This is a genomic window from Acinetobacter sp. 5862 (genome assembly GCF_024494585.1).
Classification (GTDB): Bacteria; Pseudomonadota; Gammaproteobacteria; order Pseudomonadales; family Moraxellaceae; genus Acinetobacter.
Genome location: NZ_JANHGP010000032.1, coordinates 48,980 through 69,817 on the forward strand (window position 1 = coordinate 48,980; position 20,838 = coordinate 69,817).

Genomic DNA, 20,838 nt, shown 5'->3' on the forward strand with positions numbered 1-20,838 from the left:
GAAAATAAATTTTCTCTGCATCAAAAATACAGCTTAAATATTAATACTCTTTTGCTAACTTCTCTAAGGTTGTGAGCATTTTTCTCACCACACTTCTTTTATGATGCAGCATATTCTTAATATTGCTTGGATTAAAACCTGTCAATTTTGCAATACCACGACTGGTCATGTATTCACCCGTTTTCGCAAAGTGCTTTTCACTTAACTCGGTTTTCGCATTTGAGAATCGAACCGCCAGCTTATAATCACTAAACTCAGACCATGCGCCAGTCTTATATTCGTCCGCATCAAAGCTACCCTTCTGCTGAGTAGGTTTTTCACGCAGAATATTACTCAAGCGGTTAATAACAATCTTTTCTTCACTTTGCTCAATGATTTGATAAAGTTCAGTTTCTTCAAAAGGACGTCCTAAAGCGATGTCTTTTCTATATTGTTCAACGACCTTTTCTTTTGACTCGACCTTTTTCTCACCTTGTTGAGTGAGACAGAGAATCTTAAATAAAGACTCTAATCGGCCACATGTAAAAATATAAGAAATTTTCAACTTTTGTACTCCACAATGAGTTTTAGCTCATCAAAAAATAATTTATCCAATACTTCAAATACAATAGCGTAGGCAGTACGCGTTCGCTATGCATAAAATGAATGATTCAATTTTTTAAATAGAAGAATGGTCAGGTAAATATAAGAACCACCTAGATTTACCCACTGCCTAACAAGCAATAGAAAGATGAATTGTATTTTAGGTCGGTTGTAACTCAGTCATTGGCCATCTTGGTGTCGTCGTCACCGCCAAACCATCATGTTGCCCAGCTTTTAAACGTTGGTATCCGGCAAAGGCAATCATGGCGCCATTATCGGTACACAATGCAGGCTCGGCATAATAGACTTGAGCTTTGATTTTTTTAAGTGATGTTTCCAATTGCTCACGTAATCTTAGATTGGCGCTCACACCACCTGCAATCACCAAACGTTTTAAACCTGTTTGCTTTAAAGCTTTCACCGATTTTTTAGCGAGTGTATCGACAATTGCTTCCTGAAAAGAGGCAGCAATATCAGCATCACGATTCTCTTCACCGAGCTTTTTCAATTGTACAGAAACTGCGGTTTTAAGACCGCTAAAAGAAAAATCTAAACCTTGATGTAATATTGGCCGTGGGAATTCAAATGCCTTGGCATCACCCTGTAACGCCAATTTCGCAATATTCGGCCCACCTGGATAAGGCAGTTTCATCATTTTTGCGACTTTATCGAAAGCTTCACCTGCTGCATCATCAATTGACTCGCCGAGCAATTCGTATTGACCGATGCCATAGGCTGCCATGAGTTGAGTGTGTCCACCCGAAACCAATAAAGCCACAAATGGAAATTCCGGTGGCGTTTCCGAAAGCAATGGCGCAAGCATATGGCCTTCCATATGATGCACACCGATCGCAGGTTTATTAAATGCAAACGCCAAACTGCGACCAAATAAAGCCCCAGTCATCAGTGCACCCATCAATCCTGGACCACGGGTATAGGCAACAGCATCAATCTCTTGCTTTTTAACACCACTCTGCTCAAGCAATTGATTAATTAGAGGAATCATCTTACGAACATGATCACGTGAAGCCAATTCAGGAACGACACCGCCATATTCTGCATGCAGTTTGATTTGGCTATACAAAACCTGTCCACGTAAGCCGAGCTCGCTATCATAGAGTGCTAACCCAGTTTCATCACACGAAGTTTCTAAGCCCAAAACAATCATTAAACTGCCTTTACAATGATCAAAAATAATATCAGCGCTATTATAGACTTGTGATCTGAGTTGTAAATGAGTAAAATACTGACCTTCACTTGCGATCTAGTGCAATCGTGCATTAGATCTTATCCATAATCTTAGAGGATTTTACATGCCACAAGTTAAGTTGAAAGAAGGCGAACCAGTAGACGTAGCTATCCGTCGTTTCAAGCGTTCATGCGAAAAAGCGGGTGTTTTAGCTGACGTTCGTAAGCGCGAATTCTATGAGAAACCAACTCAAGAGCGTAAGCGTAAAAAAGCTGCGGCAGTTAAGCGTTATCAAAAGAAATTGACTCGCGAATCTGTACGTACTACTCGCCTTTACTAATTAATTTGTGATTGACTGCTGAAGAGACTATGAATACTTTAAAAAACCAAATTACTGACGTATTAAAAAACTCAATGCGTGCCAAAGATATGGCAACAGTAACGGTTATTCGTGGTGTACAAGCAGCAATTAAGCAAATCGAAGTCGATGAGCGCATAGAGCTTGACGATGCTCAGGTTCTTGCGGTCATTGAAAAGCAAATTAAACAACGTAAAGAATCGATCAAGGCCTTTTCTGGCGCTGGTCGAGATGATTTAGCTAGTAAGGAACAAGCCGAAGTTGAGATTATTTCTCAATTTCTACCAGCCGCTATGACTGAGGAAGAACTTGATTCCATCATTGAGCAAACGATTGCTGCTCAAGAAGCTACTAGCATGAAAGATATGGGTAAGGTGATGAATTCTCTACGTCCGATCATAGCCGGGCGTGCCGATCCTGCACAAGTATCTGCTAAAATTAAAGCAAAATTAAGCTAATCTGCTTAATTTCCTCTATTTTATACAAATTACTCTATTTAAAAATTGGATTCATTAAATAATGAACCCAATAGATTATTTTTACTTAAAATCACACTGAACATTATATTTCACTAGCATTTGCATCTCATTTGACTCAGTGACTTGTTTGATTACATCCTGTTTAGTCATATTTGCGTATTGTGGGGGCAAGGATGAGCGATTTTTTTCAATCGCATCTGACATATCCTGAATATAACGCTGATTAATACCACAATACTGAGCTTGCTGCTCTGGTGTGAACTGTGAAATCTGTGGATTAAGGCTACGTAAAAAACTACGAATATCCTGTGCATAGACACTACGAATTTTCTCAACCGAATTCACATATTGCTCAACTGATGCTGCTGAGCTGATCCCCACACTGCTTATCGCAAAAATAAAAACTAAAATTTTCTTCATAAATGTTCTAACTTCTCAGCGATTTTTTACGCAGATCATCTTATCTTAATTCAATAAAGTTTGGCTTGTGCTCAGTAAAAAATTCTTCTTTTGGTGCAGGAAGATTCCCATCTGTCACTGTTCCTAGGCGTAAACGAATCACATTAGGTAAATCTGTACGATATGAGTAAAGTGGGCTTGCACAATTTTGACAAAATAGGCGTGCTTTATTCGGTGTGTGGAAATATTCTTTGAGCTGCTCATGTCCTGACATAATTTTAAATTGTGTTTCGTCAAGTGGGCTATTCCAACCAGCTATCGAACCTTGCGCCTGCTGACAATGACTACAATAGCATAAAATGCTGTTTTCAATTTCACCATAATATTTATACTGCACAGCACCACACAAACATTGTCCTTTGATCATTTTTATTTCTCTTAATTCTTGATAAAGATTAAATTTTCATACGGCGATCATCTTGCATTTGTTTTAAGCGAGAGTCAATTTTTGCTGACATGGCTAAATTTCCTTTGGCTAAACGCTGAGCGTGCAACATCGATTTAATCGCATTTTCTTCATATCCTGACCAATACTCAGCTTCGGCACGGTAACAAAGCACATTAATTGCTTGTAGTGGCGAACTTTTATCTAAGTTTGTTGCCTGCTGCAACAGTTGCCAACCTTCAATATCTCTCTGGTTTTTATGAATAAACCGTTGAACCAATGTTTGAGCTTGACCAGCCTGCCCTTGCCGAATTAAAACTTCTGCAAGTTTATAAGATAGTGCCCTATTTTCAGGCATCGTTTTTTGAATGAAATTTATACTACTATAAGCCTGATCAAATTTATTTTGCCCTAAGTAAATATCTGTTTGAATCAGTGGGACCAATACATGATATTTAAGCTTTGCTTTCACTAAATCTAGATTTGCTTGTGCCTGAATATAATCACCACGTTCTAAATAAAACTTACTTAGCGCTAATTGTGCAGCTGTATTTTTTTGATTTGCAAAAGCTTGTAATTGAGTTTCTGTCGCTTGGTTTGAAATTACGAGCGTATATAACTTTAAAATCTCAAAATCAAGATCATATATTTTTGATTTTACTTTTGGGAGTTGGTTTGCTCGTAATCGGGCTTCACTCATACGCTCTGTCGTTAGTGGATGAGTGAGCCAAAAATCAGGTAAGAAACTCACACGACTTGTTTCACGATGCATGGTTTCAAAATAATCTGCCATGCTTTGTGGATTGTATCCAGCAGAATACATAAACTGCATACCAATACGGTCTGCTTCACGCTCTTGATTACGACTATAACTGAGTTGCTTGTCCATCAACGCCGCTTGTGTGCCTAACATCACCGCTGAACCAACATCACCATCTGCTTTAGATGCGATTGCCGCACCGACAAGAATACCTGCAAGAGCAAGTAGCCCCTGTCCTTTAAATGCTTCTTGTGAACGACTGTAATGTCGCTGTGCAACGTGGGCGATCTCGTGTGCCATGACCCCTGCTATTTCATCCAAATTTTTTGCAGATGTAATTAAGCCTGTATTTAATGCAAACAAACCACCAGGCACTGCAAATGCGTTAATTTGTGGATCTTTTATAACCACTAAACCAATCGGTTGACCAAGCTGGGTCTGACTAAGAATACCTGAAAAAACCTGTAGAAATTGATCTTCTAACCACGCATCTTGTACCGTTGGCATCTGTCGATGAACTTCACGATAAACTTTTTCACCAATCAGTTTTTCTTTCTGTTGATCAAGCAAACCTACACCACTGCCAATTTCAGGTACTTCTGTTTGTCCAATTGCCTGTGTAGGCAAAAAGATCTGAGTATGACTCAATTGAGTAGTGGCCAATAAACCACATGCAAGCAGCAGCGATCTCAAGTCGTTTCTCTATGATTCTAATAAAGAAATTTAATATAACATTAGAAAATGAAGATATTTGCAACGAAGTGTTATAAAAGGCAGGAAAATCCTGCCTTAGTTTATATTTTTGAAATCAACACTATTATTTCGTGTTTATATAACGTTGATCGACACTAAATTTCTCTGGAAACTTTGCATTAATCTCTGCATAAAAAGACATAATTTCAACCATATCTTTTTCATAATCTCCCGTAGGATAAATAATTTTTCCTACACCTGTTTTTTTCTTAGCATAATCCATATACGCCAATGCAATCGGTACGCCTGCGGTGGTTGCAACATGATAAAAACCAGTTTTCCACTGTTCTTGTTTGGCACGCGTCCCTTCTGGTGTCACTAACATCACTAATTTAGGATGTGTTTTGAACAAGTCACTCATGAGTTGAACCATACTCGGTCGCGCTTGTCCTTCTTGTTTCACGCTACGATCAATCCCGATACCACCCATTGCACGCACAAATGGACCAAATGGAAACTTCATATAACTATCTTTAATCGTAAGACGAACATTTACACCTAAAGCTTTTAATGCCAACCGTGCATATAAAGCATCCCAATTACTGGTATGTGGAGCTGCAATCATCACGCATTGATCAACATTCAAATCCCAATGATTATCCAGTTCCCAACCCATTAGATTTAAACTTTTTTCAGCCAATTTCTCAAACACAGACACCCCGAAGACAAAATTTCAAAAAGCGCAAGTGTACCAATATTAATCAATTTAAAAAGATAGACCCGCACAATAATGCAGCAATTGACTGATCAGCATTGTAAGCAATTATTCAAACTTTGGATTAACGAGATAACGAGGTGTTCTATCTTGTAGTGCGTCCACTAAATTTTGATAAGCAAGTTTCACCATTTTCTGACGCGTTTCAGTCGTTGCTGAGCCAATATGCGGCAAGGTTACTGCATTTGGCAACTCAAATAATGCTGAATTTTGCAGAGGTTCTTTGGCATAGACATCCAATCCAGCAGCAAAGATCTTATTTTGTTTTAATGCTTCGATTAAAGCGTTTTCATCGACTACAGAGCCACGTGCGATATTGACGAAGACAGCATGTTTTTGCATTAAGTCAAACTGTTCTGCGCCAATCAGTGCTTGGGATTCATGATTTAAATCGACAGCAACTACAATAAAATCAGACTGCTGCAATAACTGATCTAAGTCGCGATATTGTGCATTAAATGCTTGAGCCACCTCAATCTTTTCACGGCGGTTATGGTACAAAATATTCATATTAAAACCATAAAATCCGCGACGGGCAATGGCAGCACCAATATTCCCTAAGCCAATAATCCCTAGCGTTTTACCAAAAACATCCATACCAAATTGTTCAGTAGATACCGTTCGTTTCCACTGACCTTGTTTGGTCCATGCATCAAGGTATGGAACTTTGCGTGCAGCACTCAGTAACAAAGTAAAGGCAAGATCAGCCGTTGTTTCTGTCAAAACATGTGGTGTATTAGCAAGCCAAATTTTCTTTTGATTAAGATAGTTAACATCATAATTATCATAACCAACAGACACTGTCGAAATGATTTTAAGTTTTTGGGCGGGTGCCAAATTACCTTCGTTTAACAGTCGTCCTGCGCCAATCATGGCATCAGCATCAACAACCTCTGTTCGAATCTGGTCGTTGATATCACCCAGTTTAGGATTAAGTACCACGACCCGATAATCTTGCTGTAACTGCGCTAAAACATCTTGATCTATTTGGCTGAATACAACAACTTTCTTCATGATTCGATTTCCGATCTTTATTGCATGAGCTGCCACAACCGTCTTTTTAATAAAGGTTGGGCTAACATTTCTTCCAAACTCGCTAAATATAAGATATTAGCATGCTGAATAAAGTCCAATTGACCTAAGCACAATATCTTTTTTTGTGTTGCGGTTGCATCCAGAAAACCTTGAATATACGAGGAGAATCCCCGACTTTCCTGAAAAGCAGCCAAAGGAAATGGCCATTTTAATTCAGCATACCGCCCTAATCTTGCCTTTTGAATATTTTGCCAGAGTTGGCTTTGAGCCTCGCTAAGCTGACTGGTTTCTAATAAAATGGCGCAGTTTTCCAACACATACATTTGCAATTCAAATGACCGAACCTGAGCAGTAATAACAATCTGTTCTTTTTCATCAAGCGCTGCTTTAACAATAGGTTCTGTAACAACTTTCGTTTGCTGCGATACTTCAATTTCGGTGATCGGTGGCGTATGTGCAGATGTTGCTGGAATGTCTTCTAAAATCGGTGTAACTTCAAATGTACGTTCTGTAGACTCAGAAACGTCATCAATTAATTGATCTCGCCATAGACTTGGTGCAGTGTTTTTTTGACATACAACTTCCCGAGGAATCCAAACATCTATTCCCAAAGCTGCTAGCCTGTTTCTCTGCTGCCCAATCATCTTACCTACTCATTTTGGTTATTCACGGTAATTTGCGATACCGTAAGTTGAGTAGTCTAACATAAACCGATCTCGTCAAAATGGCTTCCTTTTGTTCAATCAAATCCATACAAATTCAATTCATTATTTAAAAGATACGCTTATCTTTAATTTAGGCAATTATTTAACAAGAATAGATAATTTTTCATTCATCTATTTTCCACATTTTTTTTAAAATACTTCAATAAATCATTAGGGTCTTACTTTGTTAAATTCAAACGTTCTTAAGGAAAAATAATAAGTTTCAGAGTTAATATTGAAAAATATAAGCTGTACCATTAATACTTTAGAGAACCCTCAGAAGCTCATCCCACTTGGTCAAATAACTCGGTGATTTATGGTTTTGATTCATACGCCACGCCCGCCCATGCGGCGTAATCAATCGTCCTAGTGTCATACAATCCCGACCAAATCTTTTATTAATCTCATCAAAAGCGATCGAAAGATTTTTTCGAGCAATCAATTTATTGGTGTCATGGAATAAATCTACTGTATGGCTATGTTGTGGGATAATATCCAACAAAATCACTTCTGCTTTTTTATAACGATGACCAGCTTGATAAATTCGATCTAGCCCCTGTAACACAGCTTTGATAATTTCTAAACGATCATCGCTATAGTCGGATAGATACATCACTGTATAGGGACGATAATATTGATCTTTGTCAAAACGATTGGTGCGAATGCTAACGCCAATAGCTTTGCAGAGTAAGTTTTGCTTTCGCAAACGCTCAATCGCACGTAAGCTAAATTCGGTTAAAGCGCCACTCAGGCTAGTTTTATCCTCAATCGGCTGACCAAAGGAACGGCTACTTAACACCTGTCGTCGATCTGTCACAACATCTTCAATTTCTAAGCAAGCCATGCCTTGTAATTCTTTAACCGTATTTTCCATGACCACAGAAAAATACTTACCTAACATTTTAGGATCAGCTTGAACCAAATCCAACACCGAGTAGATATTCATTTTTTCTAAGCGCTGACGAATCTTTCGTCCAACACCCCACACTTCACCTACAGGCATCTGCTGTAACAAGTCTTCAATCACGCATGGGTCTTCAGCAACGATATTACAGACACTATCAAAACATGCGTGTGTCTTGGCTAGATTATTGGCCAGTTTGGCTTGAGTCTTGGAATAACCAATGCCGATGCAACATGGCAAACCCAACCAGTTTTTCACCGTATCTAGAATTTGGTGCGCATATTCGGTTAAATCATGAATATGCTGATAGGCAGTCAACTCTAAAAAGCATTCATCAATCGAATAAACTTCCTGTTCAGAGGGATCTACAAAGTTGCCTAATATGTTCATAAAACGACGCGACATTTCCGCATATAAAGCATAATTACTGGAAAAGACCTGCACTTGATGCTGACGAATAATATCTTCGATTTGAAAGAATGGCACAGCCATACGAATGCCGAGCTTTTTTGCTTCATAAGAGCGGGAAACCACACAGCCATCGTTATTAGATAGAACCACCACAGGACGCTTTTCTAACTTTGGATTGAACACGCGCTCGCAACTGACATAACAGTTATTCACATCAATTAAAGCAAAAATACGTTGTGGTAGGCTCACTGGCTTACCTCATTGGCTTCAAGTTATACGTCACCACACCCCAGATCTGTAACTCTTGTCCGTCTGTGATATAGATATTTTGGTAATCTGGATTTTCAGCTTTTAACCATACCTTTGGAGGGCTGAAATGATGATCAATCATCAAACGTTTGACAGTAAAATCATTGTCAATCAAAGCAATCACTATATCCCCAGACTTCGCTGAAAGACTACGATCCACCACTAATGGATCATCAATATCAATCCCTGCGTCCAACATCGACAGTGAATTGGCTTTGACAATGAAAGTCGAGTTTTCGTTACGAATTAAAAATTGATTTAAATCGAGTGATTGCTCAACATAATCTTGTGCAGGTGATGGAAAACCCGCGGCAACTCGTTCGGTTGCTAGCGGAATATGATAAATTCGGTCATTCTTTGCTTGCACATTTTGGATTTTCATTTGAGCAGTCAAATCTGTACGAGTATCGGTTTTGACATTATTCAGTAACCAATTTTTGATGAAATCAACTTGAGATTCGGGAACACGGATGACTTTGGTTGGCTCACTGAATTGTGCTTTACGTCCTGCATTACTTCGGGCACCACCATGCTCAAATTCGTTTTTTTTGGACATAATTCCTCCTTACCCAAGTTTAAAATACTTACAAATAATTTAACTTGAAAAAGTTACAAATTCAAGTTGACGTACAATTAATTTTGCATAACAATGAATTTAATAGATCAAATTTTGGTTTGTTTAACTAAGACAAGGATGTAAAACAAGCTGATATTAACTTTTAAAATCAATGATTTAAAAAGTAAATTTATTTTTAAAAACTTAAATCATTGATCTAATTCAAGAATATATTTGATCTGTTAGCAGTAGATTTTACTTAAAAGATTTTTGATGTGGAGACATGAAAAATGAACAATCGACGTGATGCTATTCTAGGTTATGCTGACGAACAACATGCTTTCTTTATTCGTCTCATCGAGAACAACACTGTATTAGGTGAGAGCTATGGACTATTTTGTGACAACCAAAATAGTGAAGCAGCGGAAAGTATTATGACTACCCTTTTTCTAAAAAAATCTTTTTGGCTCAATGGCTCTGAGTTTAATGACATTGTTAAAGGGCTTAACCCAATTCATTGAGATCACATAACACTGGGCGAATTCAAACATGAGGTGCGACAGTTTAAAAATCATTATGAAAATCAACAAGTTGAGCAAACCTTTCTAATAATGTAAGCCAATCTAACGCTTTTCTAGGAGGAGTATTCAGTGACATGGCAACTTGATTTAAATCACTTTTGTTGCTCTCAAATAAAGCCCACTTATTTGAATCTCATAAGTGGGTCTCTTTTATCGTATTGAAAATAGAAGATTGAGGTCAGATAAATCTTTTATCATTCACAGGTGCAACTAACTTATAAATCTTTCCATCTATATCACTTTCAAAAAGTAAATCGATATTTGGAAAAATGATATTCCCTTCTACTTCAATATGCTCAACTCGTTTAAAAAAAGGAATATCTTGGTCTTCTAAATCATTGAGCTGTGCCACAACAATCGATTCATTTTCTTCTTGATCTTTAATAATTACCGTAATCTTATCCATAATACTTCTTCCCAAAATATTGTTGATAGGACTATGGGAAATTTTCTATCGATTGTCGACTAATAGCTTGTAACAAGACTTATAACTATTATATTTTTATTTTTTAGACGACTAAGTGGTTGAAATTAAGCACTGGTTAGAAATTTCTTTAATATTAAACTAACCATACAGTTACAATATTATTTAAAAATATTTCAGAAAATTTTGCATTTTTAATCCTTTTATCAATTCATGATTTAAAAAATAAATTCTAAAAAAATTTCCTGTTTGCATGGCTTTGTTGCACAAACATTCAAAGACTAAACTTGTCCCAAGTTACCCAAATTTAAGTGACTACTTGGGTGTGAGGTCGGCCCAACTCAGTAAATTTATTTAATACTGCCACACGTGCATGAATCTCATTGACTTGGTTATGAAAACGCCTTGCACTAAGCCTATCACCCAATAATTTGATGCAGTGCATCTTGGTTTCTACCAAACTTCGGCAATGATAGTTTGACCATTTTTCCCATAGTGTCCTGCCTAGATGCAGCCCATCGCTACTTTTTTGGTAGCTGATTGCAATATCAATATGCTTTTGTCTTCTACAAACGGAATAGAGATTTAATCATCAGACAACATTGGATAGCAGCATCAGAATAGGTTTGATTTCGACCATGCTTGCCTTTTGGTTGAGCGTACCATTGAGTTTTGGGATCAAACCAAATAGAGATATTTCCTCGATTTATTAATGCTCTGTTATAAGAAGGCCAATTGGTTGTACGATAGATTTTAGATGTGGGCTTATTCATTTGAGAATTATAATGTTGAATAAGCCTTTAACGGTAGGTTTGTGCAACAAAGCCGGTTTAAAATAAGATTTCACTCACTATTCGCTCAATTCTTAGATATAAAAGCTATACTTTTCCTTAGATGAGTTCCTGTTGACTCCCTATCAGTTAGACAATTAGACTTTCTATATTTTAATTTATTCAAAAATTTAAGGACTTAGTACGCATGAACAGCGCTGAAATCATGGCTGACTTATCTTCTCACACACCTATGATGCAGAAATACCTTTATATTGATTTATAAAAGAATTTTTTAACAAAATCTTAGAACCTACACAACAACCTACACTTTTTCAAAATCATTAAAACAACCTACACCGCCATTTTTTATGCCCATCAAATAAGTAATCAGATTTAATCATTAGATGAGCTGAATCATAAATTTATTTGACTCAATTAATGAGTCAAATATACACTACCATCTACTCACTCCTCTTTGTTCTTTAAAGGAATGACCATCATGTATGATGAATGGATTTGGAAACAACCTAACTGGACAACCTTTACGTGGAAAGATGAAAACATTCTTCCTCTCACCAGACACATTCATCAAAAAATTGGAATCCTACTTGGACAAAGCCAACATAATCCAGCAAAAGAACACCTTACCCTAGACAACCTAATTGCCAATCTTGTTTCATCCTCAGCGATTGAAAATGAAACTCTGAATGTTTATTCGCTGCGTTCATCTCTGGCAAAACGTCTAGGTGTCTCGCTAGAGCAACCCTATCCAAGTTCTGAACGTTCAGATGGTCTAGCCAATATCATGCTAGATGCCTTAAATAATTTTGAACAAGATTTATCCGTTGAAAGATTATTCCAGTGGCACCAATGGTTATTTAATGAAACTGACTGGATGATACAACGTATTAGAATAGGACAATTACGAGGGCATGAACCCATGCAGGTTGTCTCTGGGCGCATGGATTACCCTACTGTGCATTTTGAAGCTCCACCACGAGATGGTTTAGAACAACGTGTGGATGAGTTTATTCAGTGGTTTAATACCAGTAGAACCAATACTCTGCTCGACCCACTCATTCGAGCTGGAATAACTCACCTGTGGTTTGTAACACTCCATCCTTTTGACGATGGTAATGGGCGTATTACTCGTACACTCACCGACTTAGCTTTAGCCCAAATGGATCAGCAAAGTATCCGTCTATATGCAATGTCGCCTGTCATTCTGAATAAGCGTAAAAGCTATTATGAAATTCTTGAAGCGACTCAAAAAGGCGGTTCTGATATTACGGATTGGTTACTTTGGTTTCTAAAGGCACTCAATGAAAGCCTTGAGCAAACATTAAAGCGTATTGAAAGAACACTCCTAAAAAGTACATTTTGGCAGACCTTTTCAGAAATGGATTTACATGAGGGACAGCGTAAGGTTTTAAATCGACTGCTTGATGGTGGAGAGAATGGCTTTAAGCATGGAATAAGTGCATCCCAATATCAGAAAGTAGCTAAAGTCAGTCGAGCTACTGCAACTCGCCACCTCACTGATTTACTAGAAAAAGGCTGTATTGTGAAACTAGAAGGAGGTGGAAGAAATACGCGGTATCAGGTTAAGCTAATAGCAACTTGAAAGGTTGAATATATTTAATATGAATATCCTTTTCTGTTGCCTAAAGCACAAATTCGCAACTGATAAACTCGCTTTTTAGTCGGTAAAAAACCTACCTTAATAACTGAACAAAGATCAATAGATTCACAATTTTTTAAATCAGCTACAGTAAGCTACAATATGTGGAATGTAAAAATAACTCTAACCAAAGCCTAGCTAAAACAATTGATTTTGTAGCATGAATTAGAATAGTAAATGAGGCTATGAAGTATTTTAATTTCGGGTTTTGGTCAAATCTTAAAGAATATTAGCTCGAATTACCCTAGATTAATTTACTCAACTCTTTAGTTAAATCAGTACTTGGTTTTAACATGTCATCTGCAAGAGCACGCTTACTTGATAAAAGGTAATCTAACTTAATTTCAAATGTATCAAAATCATGAGCCGATATGGATGGATAATAAACAAATACTTCTTTGTCTTGCCCTATACGATACGCTCTGTCAGTTGCCTGATCTTCCTTAGCAGGATTCCAACTCCGCGTGTAATGTATAACATGATTAGCTTTTTGTATATTCACACCAAAACCCACAGCAACAGTGGATAAAATAATGACATTAAAGCCAACTGTATTTTGAAATTTATCGATTAAATTTTGACGTGATAAACCTTTTTTACTGCTTGTACTTGAATCACCATTAACAGTAGTAATATTCAACCCAAACCTTTCTAAAAGAATACGTTTGAGAAAAACCTGAATATCCCTAAATTCAGTAAAAATAATTACCTTTTCATTCTTTACTTTGATTTGTTCTAAGGTTTTTATTAACCAATCAACTTTAGGTGAATCTTGAATCGAAGCATCAGGACGAATTTGTAAAGGATGTGCACAGATCATCCTCATGCTGTGCAATGATGCTAACATTGCCCCTTGATTACCTTCAGTAGATAACTTCTGATAACGATTAATTACTTCAGCATATAATTGACGCTGAAGCATTGAAATTCCAATTCTCTTACAATCACTAACTTCATTTTTATTCGGTAAATCAGCTACTTCTTTCTTCATACGTCTAAGAACTTGTGGTTTTATCAACTCACGTAGTTGCTCTAATAATTGGCTATCTGCATTTTCACCACTTTCAATCGGGCGACGATACGTTTTATTAAATGCACTTAATGATCCAAGTAAATTTTCCTGTATAAAATCAAACAAACACCAAAGATCTACCAAGGAATTCTCTACAGGTGTTCCAGTACAAGCAATTTTAAAATCAGCTTTTTGAGCTTTAGCTGCTTTTGTGACCATGGCTGTAGGTACTTTGATTTTTTGTGCTTCGTCACACACCATAATTGACCAATCAACTCGTGCTAAAGAAAACTCTAGATCACGCATAGTTTCATAAGTCGTCAATACAATATCTGTATCGCCTAGCCAATCTTCCTCAAGTAAATTTGTAATTCCATGATCTTCACGAAGTTGAGCAGAAATCAAAAGTTTAGGAATTTTTCGATCTTTTAAATTTTCTCCATACAAACTTAGAATTTTTGCAAATTTTGCACTAAAGAAACGATTTGCTTCAGCCTCCCAATTTTCAAGCAAAGATACTGGAGCGACGATCAATACTGGCTTTTTCTGTTTTGCAGTTTCTAAATACTCACCAATAAAGCACAACAATTGAAGTGTTTTACCTAACCCCATGTCATCAGCCAGGAGACAACCACTCACATTTTCTGGTGCATATTGATAGAGATTCTGCAACCATGAAATACCATACTCTTGATGCTGCTTTAAACTAAATTCCTGCTTTCTAAAACTTGAAGGTAATCTTGGTGGTGGAAAACTTACCTTATCCAAAGTTAGCAGTTCCATTCTTTGTTTAGTGAATTCTGCTTCTTCAATATTACTTGCGATAAGCAAAGTATCTTTCTTTTTTTTCTGAAGATTTTCTAAAGGCTCTTTTTCCAGCTCTAAAAGACTATTTTTTTTGGAAGTGTTTAATTTATTTAATAATTCCTTGGCTTCATCGATAGAAACTTCAGTATCTGTATTTGGAATTACAACACGAGCTTTGCCTACTTGTTCAGCCTGTTTTATAAGCTGCTCAAGCAATTGAAATGTTTGATCTTCAGAGCTCTTTTGTAAGTGCTGCTCTAGCTCCACCAAATGTTGCGGTAACCATACTGATTCACCACTGTCTTTTTGGACAAATCCTGGATTTAACTTTTGAGCCTCCCCAATACCAATCACACGCTCACTATAATTTGATAAATCTAGTATTTGTTTAGCTTGCAATTCATCTTGAAATTTTTGAATTTCTAATATGTCACTTTTAAGATCTTGAATTTGATGATCAAGATAGCTTGTTCTATCTATTGCATAACCTGCCCAAAGGAAAACTGGTGAGGGCTTATCAAAAGCATCAATAAAATATTTTGTTTGTTCTAGATTAACGAGCTCTAATATTATAGGTTGTTGATCACGATCTGAATTTTCATTAAGATGCAGTTGAGAAGAAACATAATGCCCTACATCATTATATTGTTTATCTAATTGCAAACTATAACTATAAATTTTTGCTTGTTGCTTGGATTGCTCAAAACTTTCAGGAGAAATAACCTCTGAGGCATCATCCCCTAATTGTGCAAAAGGGTTATGTAAAAAAGTTTGTGCACGCTCACCAGATACTCGCCTATTCGGCATTTTTTTAATTTCATTGAGTACATTTTTTACTTGAGGATCAATAACTACATGAGCTATCCCACCATCAGGTAAACTTATACTGTACTGGTCTTGCACTTGATTATATTTATCAAATACTTGTAGCCAGTTTGATGGTGCCTCCTCAAAATCTGGTTGTACTTCAACAACTGACTCTGTGCTAATCTCATTTTTACGCAAATTTAATTGTAATTTTTCAGGTGCAAGTACCACTGTTTTTTTCAGAAAATCATCTAGATTTGCTTGACTACGATTAGCTAAGCTTCGTATTTGTGCCCAATATTTCTGATTTTGTTTATAATTTTTATCTACTAACCGAGAAAACTCTTTTATTTTCTCAACTAGCTTCCAAGTTATTTCATCTATTAACTGCTCTTCACCTTCAACGTCAAGTACTGCACCTCCTCGTTTTATCCCTTTAAGTTTAATTCCATTTTGGTCACGCCACCCATCAAGAATAATTTTAAAATCAGAGTTGCTTAACCCCCCTTCACTACGAAGAACTGGATACAACTTTGTTTGCTTGGGCAAATTTAATAAAGGAAGTACATTCGAATGATCAGGATCTTGTTGAAGTTGAAAAAAATCCTCCCAAGGCAATACATAGTGCCCATCAATACGATAAGCGATATCTTCTTCTTCTAGGCTTTGCCAATAAAAGTCTGCATCATTTTTAGCATTTTGTTGATAAGTATAGAGCAATCCAACTTCATCGTATTGTAAAGGCGTTATTACACTGTCTACCAAATTAATTTCAGTAACAAATTTAGTATCTTTTTCCTTTTTCCAGAATGCTAACTTCATGACTATCCCTTTTTAACTTATCTGCCATATCGTGAATTTATATTTCGATTTGCAAAAATACCTAATTCAGCTAATTTCTCATCAAATTTTCTTTGCCATCCTGACGTATGACTTAATTTAAGAATATGTTCCCAAGGTTTAAGGGTATCAATATGAACTTCAGCACGTGCTTGATTATAAGGAATTTTATTTAATATATAACATGCATTACCAATATCTGAAAAGTCAAACACATAAATATTCTCAATTTTCAACATAAAGGCATTGTTTGTTTGTGTTGATCCTGAAAGTCTTTTCAAACGTCCCCTATTTATTTCTCGAAATTTACGATGTTCAGCTTGAGTAGATTTAGTAGCTGCTGGACCAAGAAATATCTGAGAGACTGATATTTTATCAATAAATTTAATCCAATAATTAAATCTATCAACGTCAGCTGTACGGCTAAACAATCTAAAGAAAGCTTCCAAATCAGCCCTAACGAACCATTGAATTACCATTTTTTTAGTATCTGTATTCACATTATTCCACCCTGCCGATGATTCATATTGAGGATTTCCCCACTGATCAAGAGCAATATTTTTCAGCTCCTCATGTACTTTTGCTCGATCTGAACTGTTAGCATAACGTTCAAGAAGTGCTACCAAAATATCAGTTGTATATATTTTATTTTTTTCTATAAGTTCTAAAAATCTTGGAATAATCTTAAAATACTCATCTTCTTTCATATCTTTAATAGACTTAATTGAAGATCGTATTAAGTCATCCCAAAACCAGCTACTAGCTGATATTCTTAAACTTTCAAGCTCTGGAGAAATCTTATTTTGATGATTATCTTGTAAAAAATCTCGTACAAACTTCTTTGCAGGTTGATCAGATAGTATTTCTGAATGATCTATCAGGGTATTCATCCACTTTTTAGGCTTTGGTACACTATTAAATATTTTAGATTTATTTTGGCTAAGAATATTTCTTAACTGAATCCATGAAGTGGGAGTCTTTTCTATCTCATTTTTTTCAAAAGAAAAGTATGTATAAAGCAATGGAAAATAAACGGAACGCAACAATTCAAAATCAGCTTGATCAAAATAATTTATTATTTCTTTGCCCAATTGGCTAAATAACATTTTTTCATTATCACTTGGCAATTTTTTCCCTAATGCCCAAGCTAAGTTTTTTAGATCCCTTTTAGTCAAATCCCTAAATCCATATTTTTTTAGGCGATTAATCGTTTTAAATATTTTTTCATCCAATGGCTGAGCATTTTCATAATCATCAATTTTTTTTTCTATAGCTGAAAGTGTTTTCAATAAACGTTGCGGTTTAACAAATTTATTTTGTATGTGATTTGGTTCAGACATCTGATTTATTTTTTCTTGCATCCGCATTTTTAAATTAACAATGCCCATCTTATCACCTTGCTAATTGGCATGTTTCAACAGGTGCTGAAACAAAATGTGGTTGAGGCTCAGCATTATCTTTTTCTTTTAAACCATAAAACTGCATACGAAGTTCAACACGCCGTGAAGCTTCTTTACTATCTTTTGCTGAGTTAAAAGAAACTCCACCTGCTAAGAATAATTGCTTAACCAGATTCTTTTGTGTGTCAGTCAAACTTAGTCCCTGACTAAATTTTGGATCAAGTAAACTACACATCACCCATTCAGAACGACGTAAACTTAAATTTAAGTTATAGAGATAAGAACCATCCGTATCTGTGAAACCCTCAATGACAATTTGCTTAAACCACTTTTTTCCATTTTCACTATTCGCAGCATCCAACACTATTGGTACTAGAGTATTTAAAGCTTCTATCCCTGCAGCATTCAACCTGTAATCGTTATGACCAAAGCGCCCAGCCTCACCAAAATTGATTCGATTATCTTTGCAATCTACAGTAATAATTTTATTTTTTAACGCTGCATCATTTTGGATACTCGTACAAATATCTAAAATCTCTGAGCTCCTCTCTTTCTCCGCTTGTGTTGCTTCATTAATTTTTTTGGTTACGACCATCAATGAAACTGCCATCACCACTAGAAACAATGTCATGAGTGCAGTCATTAAATCTGCAAAAGAAATCCAAAAAGGTTTTTCACCCTCATCTTTTATGCGTGGTTTTTTAGAGTACCTATTACCTAACATTAATCATGCACTCCAAAATTAGTTTTTCTTTTTATGTACAAGATCTTCAAGATCTTCAACAAACTCACTCAAGGCATCTACACCAGTAGAAAGACGTTTTACTGCTTGATCTAATGTATTATCAAAAGCACCCAAAGAATGATTTAAGCTCGTCTCAACAGAGGCACCAAAACTTTCAAAGCTTTTAACCAATACATCATTGACCTGTTCAAGATAATCCTGCATTTCTTTCTTAACTTGGTTAAGAGCAACTGTCATCTGATTCATATCTTTAAGCATTTCACTACTCATACTCGCTTCGGATTGGGCCTGTTTAATCAAGCTATCTAAGGTGCTGATTGCCTGCTTAATACTGTCTTGCGAATTTTTGTATTCATTTAATAAAGTGATTAAATTACTGCTTGCTGTTGTTAAATGTGTTGATGTAGTACTCACTTCACCAATTAAACGAGTGGTTTTATCAGTCACAGTAATTAATGATTCACCTGCTGTATTAAACTTATCAGAGGCTAAACGTATTTTTTCAGCACCATTGTTCATGCCTGTAATACTTTCTATCGTTACTTGAGCAATTTTTTGAATATTTTCTTTATATGCTTGAACTGCATCCTGACTATGAACAATAAGATCTTTAATCTCAGAGCCAAGGTTATCAATCAAAATTGATGAATGTTCATGAAGTTTTTGCTGATTTTCTATAACTGCACGGTCTTGTTCCATACGTTGCTTAGCAACATCTGACATTAATTCAGACATAGTGCCACCAAGTCCCATCATCAATTCAGATACTTTATCATTTAACTGCTCAATAGCTTGTTGACCCTGTTCTCCAATTTTAACAGTACTCTGAGATAAGTGCTCAACCATTAAATTCATCTGGTCAGACATTAGATTTTGTTTTACTTGAATTTCCTCGATCATTTTTGACATCTGAGTTTCTAAAGTCTTGGTCGAAGCTTCACTGTTCGTCTTCATTTCTGTCAACAATTGAGAAAAACCGAACTGCATCTCTCTCATTGCAGACACAGATTGAGTCATCATCTCACTCATACCTGTCATTTGACTGCCAAATGTTGACTCTAATTTACTCATAAATGCAGTTAGTACATCGGTCATTAACTCTTGTACTGCAGAGCCTTGATCACCACTAACCTGCTGAACACTTGCAGCAATTTTATCTAATGGAGCTTGTAAAGTATCGGTAATTGATTGCCCAATTTGTATCGCCATATCTTGGCTTGTTTTTGTATAACTTTCACTTAATTGTGCAGTAAATGCTAATTGATTCTTCTTGTTCTCCTCTACCAAATTAGTCATCATTGCCTTTAAGTCATTCACAAGACTATCTTTTAACTGACGTGCATTTGTTTCATTTGCTTCTGACGACCTTAAAAGCTTAGCTAGATATTCTTCACCAGTAGCATCCGTTTCAAAAATTTGATCTATTTCAGTGGTTAAAGTTTCTAGACTTTCATAACACTTTCTTAACCACGACTTTTCTCTCCAAGTAATAATCATAGCTGTTGCAATCGCTAAACCTGAAGCCATAAATGCTTCACTCACACCAGCCAATAATAGACCCAAACTATCTTGAACTTTTGATGGATCTCCTGCAGGATCAAATGCTAACAAACCAAATAAAAGACCAGCAAATGTGGCGATGATACCAACACCTGTGATAATTCCTGGTAAGTGCTTATAAAATTCAACTTTTAAAGGGGTATCAACAATAACTGTTTGAGAAAAGAAAACATCACTAGAAGCTGTAGCTCTAGAAGATACCAATAAATCTTCACCATCTACTGTTTCATAAATATCATGAAAAGAGTTTTTATAATTTAACCAAGCATGTTGTAGAGGGGTATCATGTTCAAACTCTGAATCTAGGATATTTTTACTTGAGCTCGCATCTTTTTTAGCTGCCTGTAATGCGTTAATTATCGTCAACAATTTATTATTTAGATTTTTTGCAGGTTGGATATACTTTGTAAAGAATCTAAATCCAATCCACAAAACAAAAATAAGCATTGATATTGGAATTATAAAATAATTTTGTAGAAATTCAGCAAAAGCTAACATCTCTAGTCCTCTAAATAATTTAATCTTATAAATACTAAAAGCTATAAATTAATAAACAAGTAAAAAGTTAACATTTCAAAAGCATTTGCTTTACTTGCTCAGATAATAGCA

At 36.1% G+C, this 20,838-nt stretch carries 19 protein-coding genes and 3 pseudogenes; 5 read left to right on the plus strand and 17 right to left on the minus strand.

Annotated features, from left to right (window positions below):
* Positions 1-40: 40 nt before the first annotated feature.
* Positions 41-544: a hypothetical protein gene (locus NO346_RS05565; RefSeq protein WP_004662957.1), complete on the minus strand. Its 504-nt coding sequence runs from the start codon at positions 542-544 to the stop codon at positions 41-43.
* Positions 545-742: 198 nt separating this feature from the next.
* Complete coding sequence (tsaD, locus tag NO346_RS05570) at positions 743-1,750, minus strand: tRNA (adenosine(37)-N6)-threonylcarbamoyltransferase complex transferase subunit TsaD (protein WP_087537143.1); 1,008 nt, start codon at positions 1,748-1,750, stop codon at positions 743-745.
* A gap of 145 nt (positions 1,751-1,895) precedes the next feature.
* Here tsaD and rpsU point away from each other — a divergent pair, with 145 nt between their 5' ends.
* Positions 1,896-2,111 (plus strand): 30S ribosomal protein S21, encoded by a 216-nt coding sequence (gene rpsU / locus NO346_RS05575; protein WP_004652785.1) that lies wholly within the window; start codon positions 1,896-1,898, stop codon positions 2,109-2,111.
* 29 nt (positions 2,112-2,140) lie between these two features.
* Positions 2,141-2,587: a GatB/YqeY domain-containing protein gene (locus tag NO346_RS05580; RefSeq protein ID WP_004662962.1), complete on the plus strand. Its 447-nt coding sequence runs from the start codon at positions 2,141-2,143 to the stop codon at positions 2,585-2,587.
* Between the two features lie 81 nt (positions 2,588-2,668).
* Here NO346_RS05580 and NO346_RS05585 read toward each other — a convergent pair whose 3' ends face one another.
* The 8 genes from NO346_RS05585 to NO346_RS05620 form a co-directional block, all read right to left on the minus strand.
* Complete coding sequence (locus tag NO346_RS05585) at positions 2,669-3,028, minus strand: hypothetical protein (protein WP_004662963.1); 360 nt, start codon at positions 3,026-3,028, stop codon at positions 2,669-2,671.
* Between the two features lie 40 nt (positions 3,029-3,068).
* A complete protein-coding gene (locus NO346_RS05590; RefSeq protein WP_256414538.1) occupies positions 3,069-3,434 on the minus strand; it encodes a GFA family protein in 366 nt (121 codons plus the stop codon).
* A gap of 28 nt (positions 3,435-3,462) precedes the next feature.
* Positions 3,463-4,905, minus strand: coding sequence for a M48 family metalloprotease (locus NO346_RS05595; RefSeq protein WP_371924517.1), 1,443 nt, complete (start codon positions 4,903-4,905; stop codon positions 3,463-3,465).
* A 124-nt stretch (positions 4,906-5,029) separates the two neighbouring features.
* Complete coding sequence (locus NO346_RS05600; protein ID WP_256414539.1) at positions 5,030-5,617, minus strand: 1-acyl-sn-glycerol-3-phosphate acyltransferase; 588 nt, start codon at positions 5,615-5,617, stop codon at positions 5,030-5,032.
* Between the two features lie 111 nt (positions 5,618-5,728).
* Positions 5,729-6,694 (minus strand): D-glycerate dehydrogenase, encoded by a 966-nt coding sequence (locus NO346_RS05605; RefSeq protein ID WP_087543931.1) that lies wholly within the window; start codon positions 6,692-6,694, stop codon positions 5,729-5,731.
* 17 nt (positions 6,695-6,711) lie between these two features.
* Positions 6,712-7,359 (minus strand): hypothetical protein, encoded by a 648-nt coding sequence (locus NO346_RS05610; RefSeq protein ID WP_256414540.1) that lies wholly within the window; start codon positions 7,357-7,359, stop codon positions 6,712-6,714.
* 325 nt (positions 7,360-7,684) lie between these two features.
* Entirely contained in the window at positions 7,685-8,983 is a 1,299-nt protein-coding gene (locus tag NO346_RS05615) for a Y-family DNA polymerase (RefSeq protein WP_087543928.1), read from the minus strand.
* A 4-nt stretch (positions 8,984-8,987) separates the two neighbouring features.
* Positions 8,988-9,599, minus strand: coding sequence for a LexA family transcriptional regulator (locus NO346_RS05620; RefSeq protein WP_256414541.1), 612 nt, complete (start codon positions 9,597-9,599; stop codon positions 8,988-8,990).
* 290 nt (positions 9,600-9,889) lie between these two features.
* On the opposite strand from NO346_RS05620, the gene NO346_RS05625 reads away from it, so the two are divergent.
* Positions 9,890-10,120: a hypothetical protein gene (locus NO346_RS05625; protein WP_004662971.1), complete on the plus strand. Its 231-nt coding sequence runs from the start codon at positions 9,890-9,892 to the stop codon at positions 10,118-10,120.
* Between the two features lie 43 nt (positions 10,121-10,163).
* On the opposite strand, the pseudogene NO346_RS05630 reads toward NO346_RS05625, so the two are convergent.
* From NO346_RS05630 to NO346_RS05640, 3 genes and pseudogenes are all read right to left on the minus strand, one after another.
* A pseudogene (locus NO346_RS05630) lies at positions 10,164-10,274 on the minus strand (IS30 family transposase); the annotation flags it as partial.
* 84 nt (positions 10,275-10,358) lie between these two features.
* Complete coding sequence (locus tag NO346_RS05635) at positions 10,359-10,586, minus strand: hypothetical protein (RefSeq protein ID WP_004662973.1); 228 nt, start codon at positions 10,584-10,586, stop codon at positions 10,359-10,361.
* 325 nt (positions 10,587-10,911) lie between these two features.
* Positions 10,912-11,377, minus strand: a pseudogene (locus NO346_RS05640) (transposase).
* Positions 11,378-11,582: 205 nt separating this feature from the next.
* Here NO346_RS05640 and NO346_RS14900 point away from each other — a divergent pair.
* Together NO346_RS14900 and NO346_RS05645 are read left to right on the plus strand one after the other, a co-directional pair.
* A pseudogene (locus NO346_RS14900) lies at positions 11,583-11,651 on the plus strand (hypothetical protein); the annotation flags it as partial.
* Positions 11,652-11,876: 225 nt separating this feature from the next.
* Positions 11,877-13,001, plus strand: coding sequence for a Fic family protein (locus NO346_RS05645; protein ID WP_256414542.1), 1,125 nt, complete (start codon positions 11,877-11,879; stop codon positions 12,999-13,001).
* 301 nt (positions 13,002-13,302) lie between these two features.
* On the opposite strand, the gene NO346_RS05650 is transcribed toward NO346_RS05645, so the two are convergent.
* The 4 genes from NO346_RS05650 to zorA are packed head-to-tail and all read right to left on the minus strand — an operon-like array spanning position 13,303 to position 20,727.
* Positions 13,303-16,506 carry a DEAD/DEAH box helicase gene (locus NO346_RS05650; RefSeq protein ID WP_256414543.1) on the minus strand — a complete coding sequence of 1,068 codons (3,204 nt, stop codon included), beginning with the start codon at positions 16,504-16,506 and terminating at the stop codon, positions 13,303-13,305.
* Positions 16,507-16,523: 17 nt separating this feature from the next.
* Positions 16,524-17,912, minus strand: a complete 1,389-nt coding sequence (locus tag NO346_RS05655; protein ID WP_256414544.1) for an EH signature domain-containing protein — start codon at positions 17,910-17,912, stop codon at positions 16,524-16,526.
* 4 nt (positions 17,913-17,916) lie between these two features.
* On the minus strand, positions 17,917-18,648 hold the full coding sequence (zorB1, locus tag NO346_RS05660) for a type I Zorya anti-phage system protein ZorB1 (protein ID WP_005145631.1): 732 nt from the start codon (positions 18,646-18,648) through the stop codon (positions 17,917-17,919).
* Between the two features lie 18 nt (positions 18,649-18,666).
* Positions 18,667-20,727 (minus strand): anti-phage ZorAB system protein ZorA, encoded by a 2,061-nt coding sequence (zorA, locus tag NO346_RS05665; RefSeq protein WP_256414545.1) that lies wholly within the window; start codon positions 20,725-20,727, stop codon positions 18,667-18,669.
* Between the last annotated feature and the right edge of the window lie 111 nt (positions 20,728-20,838).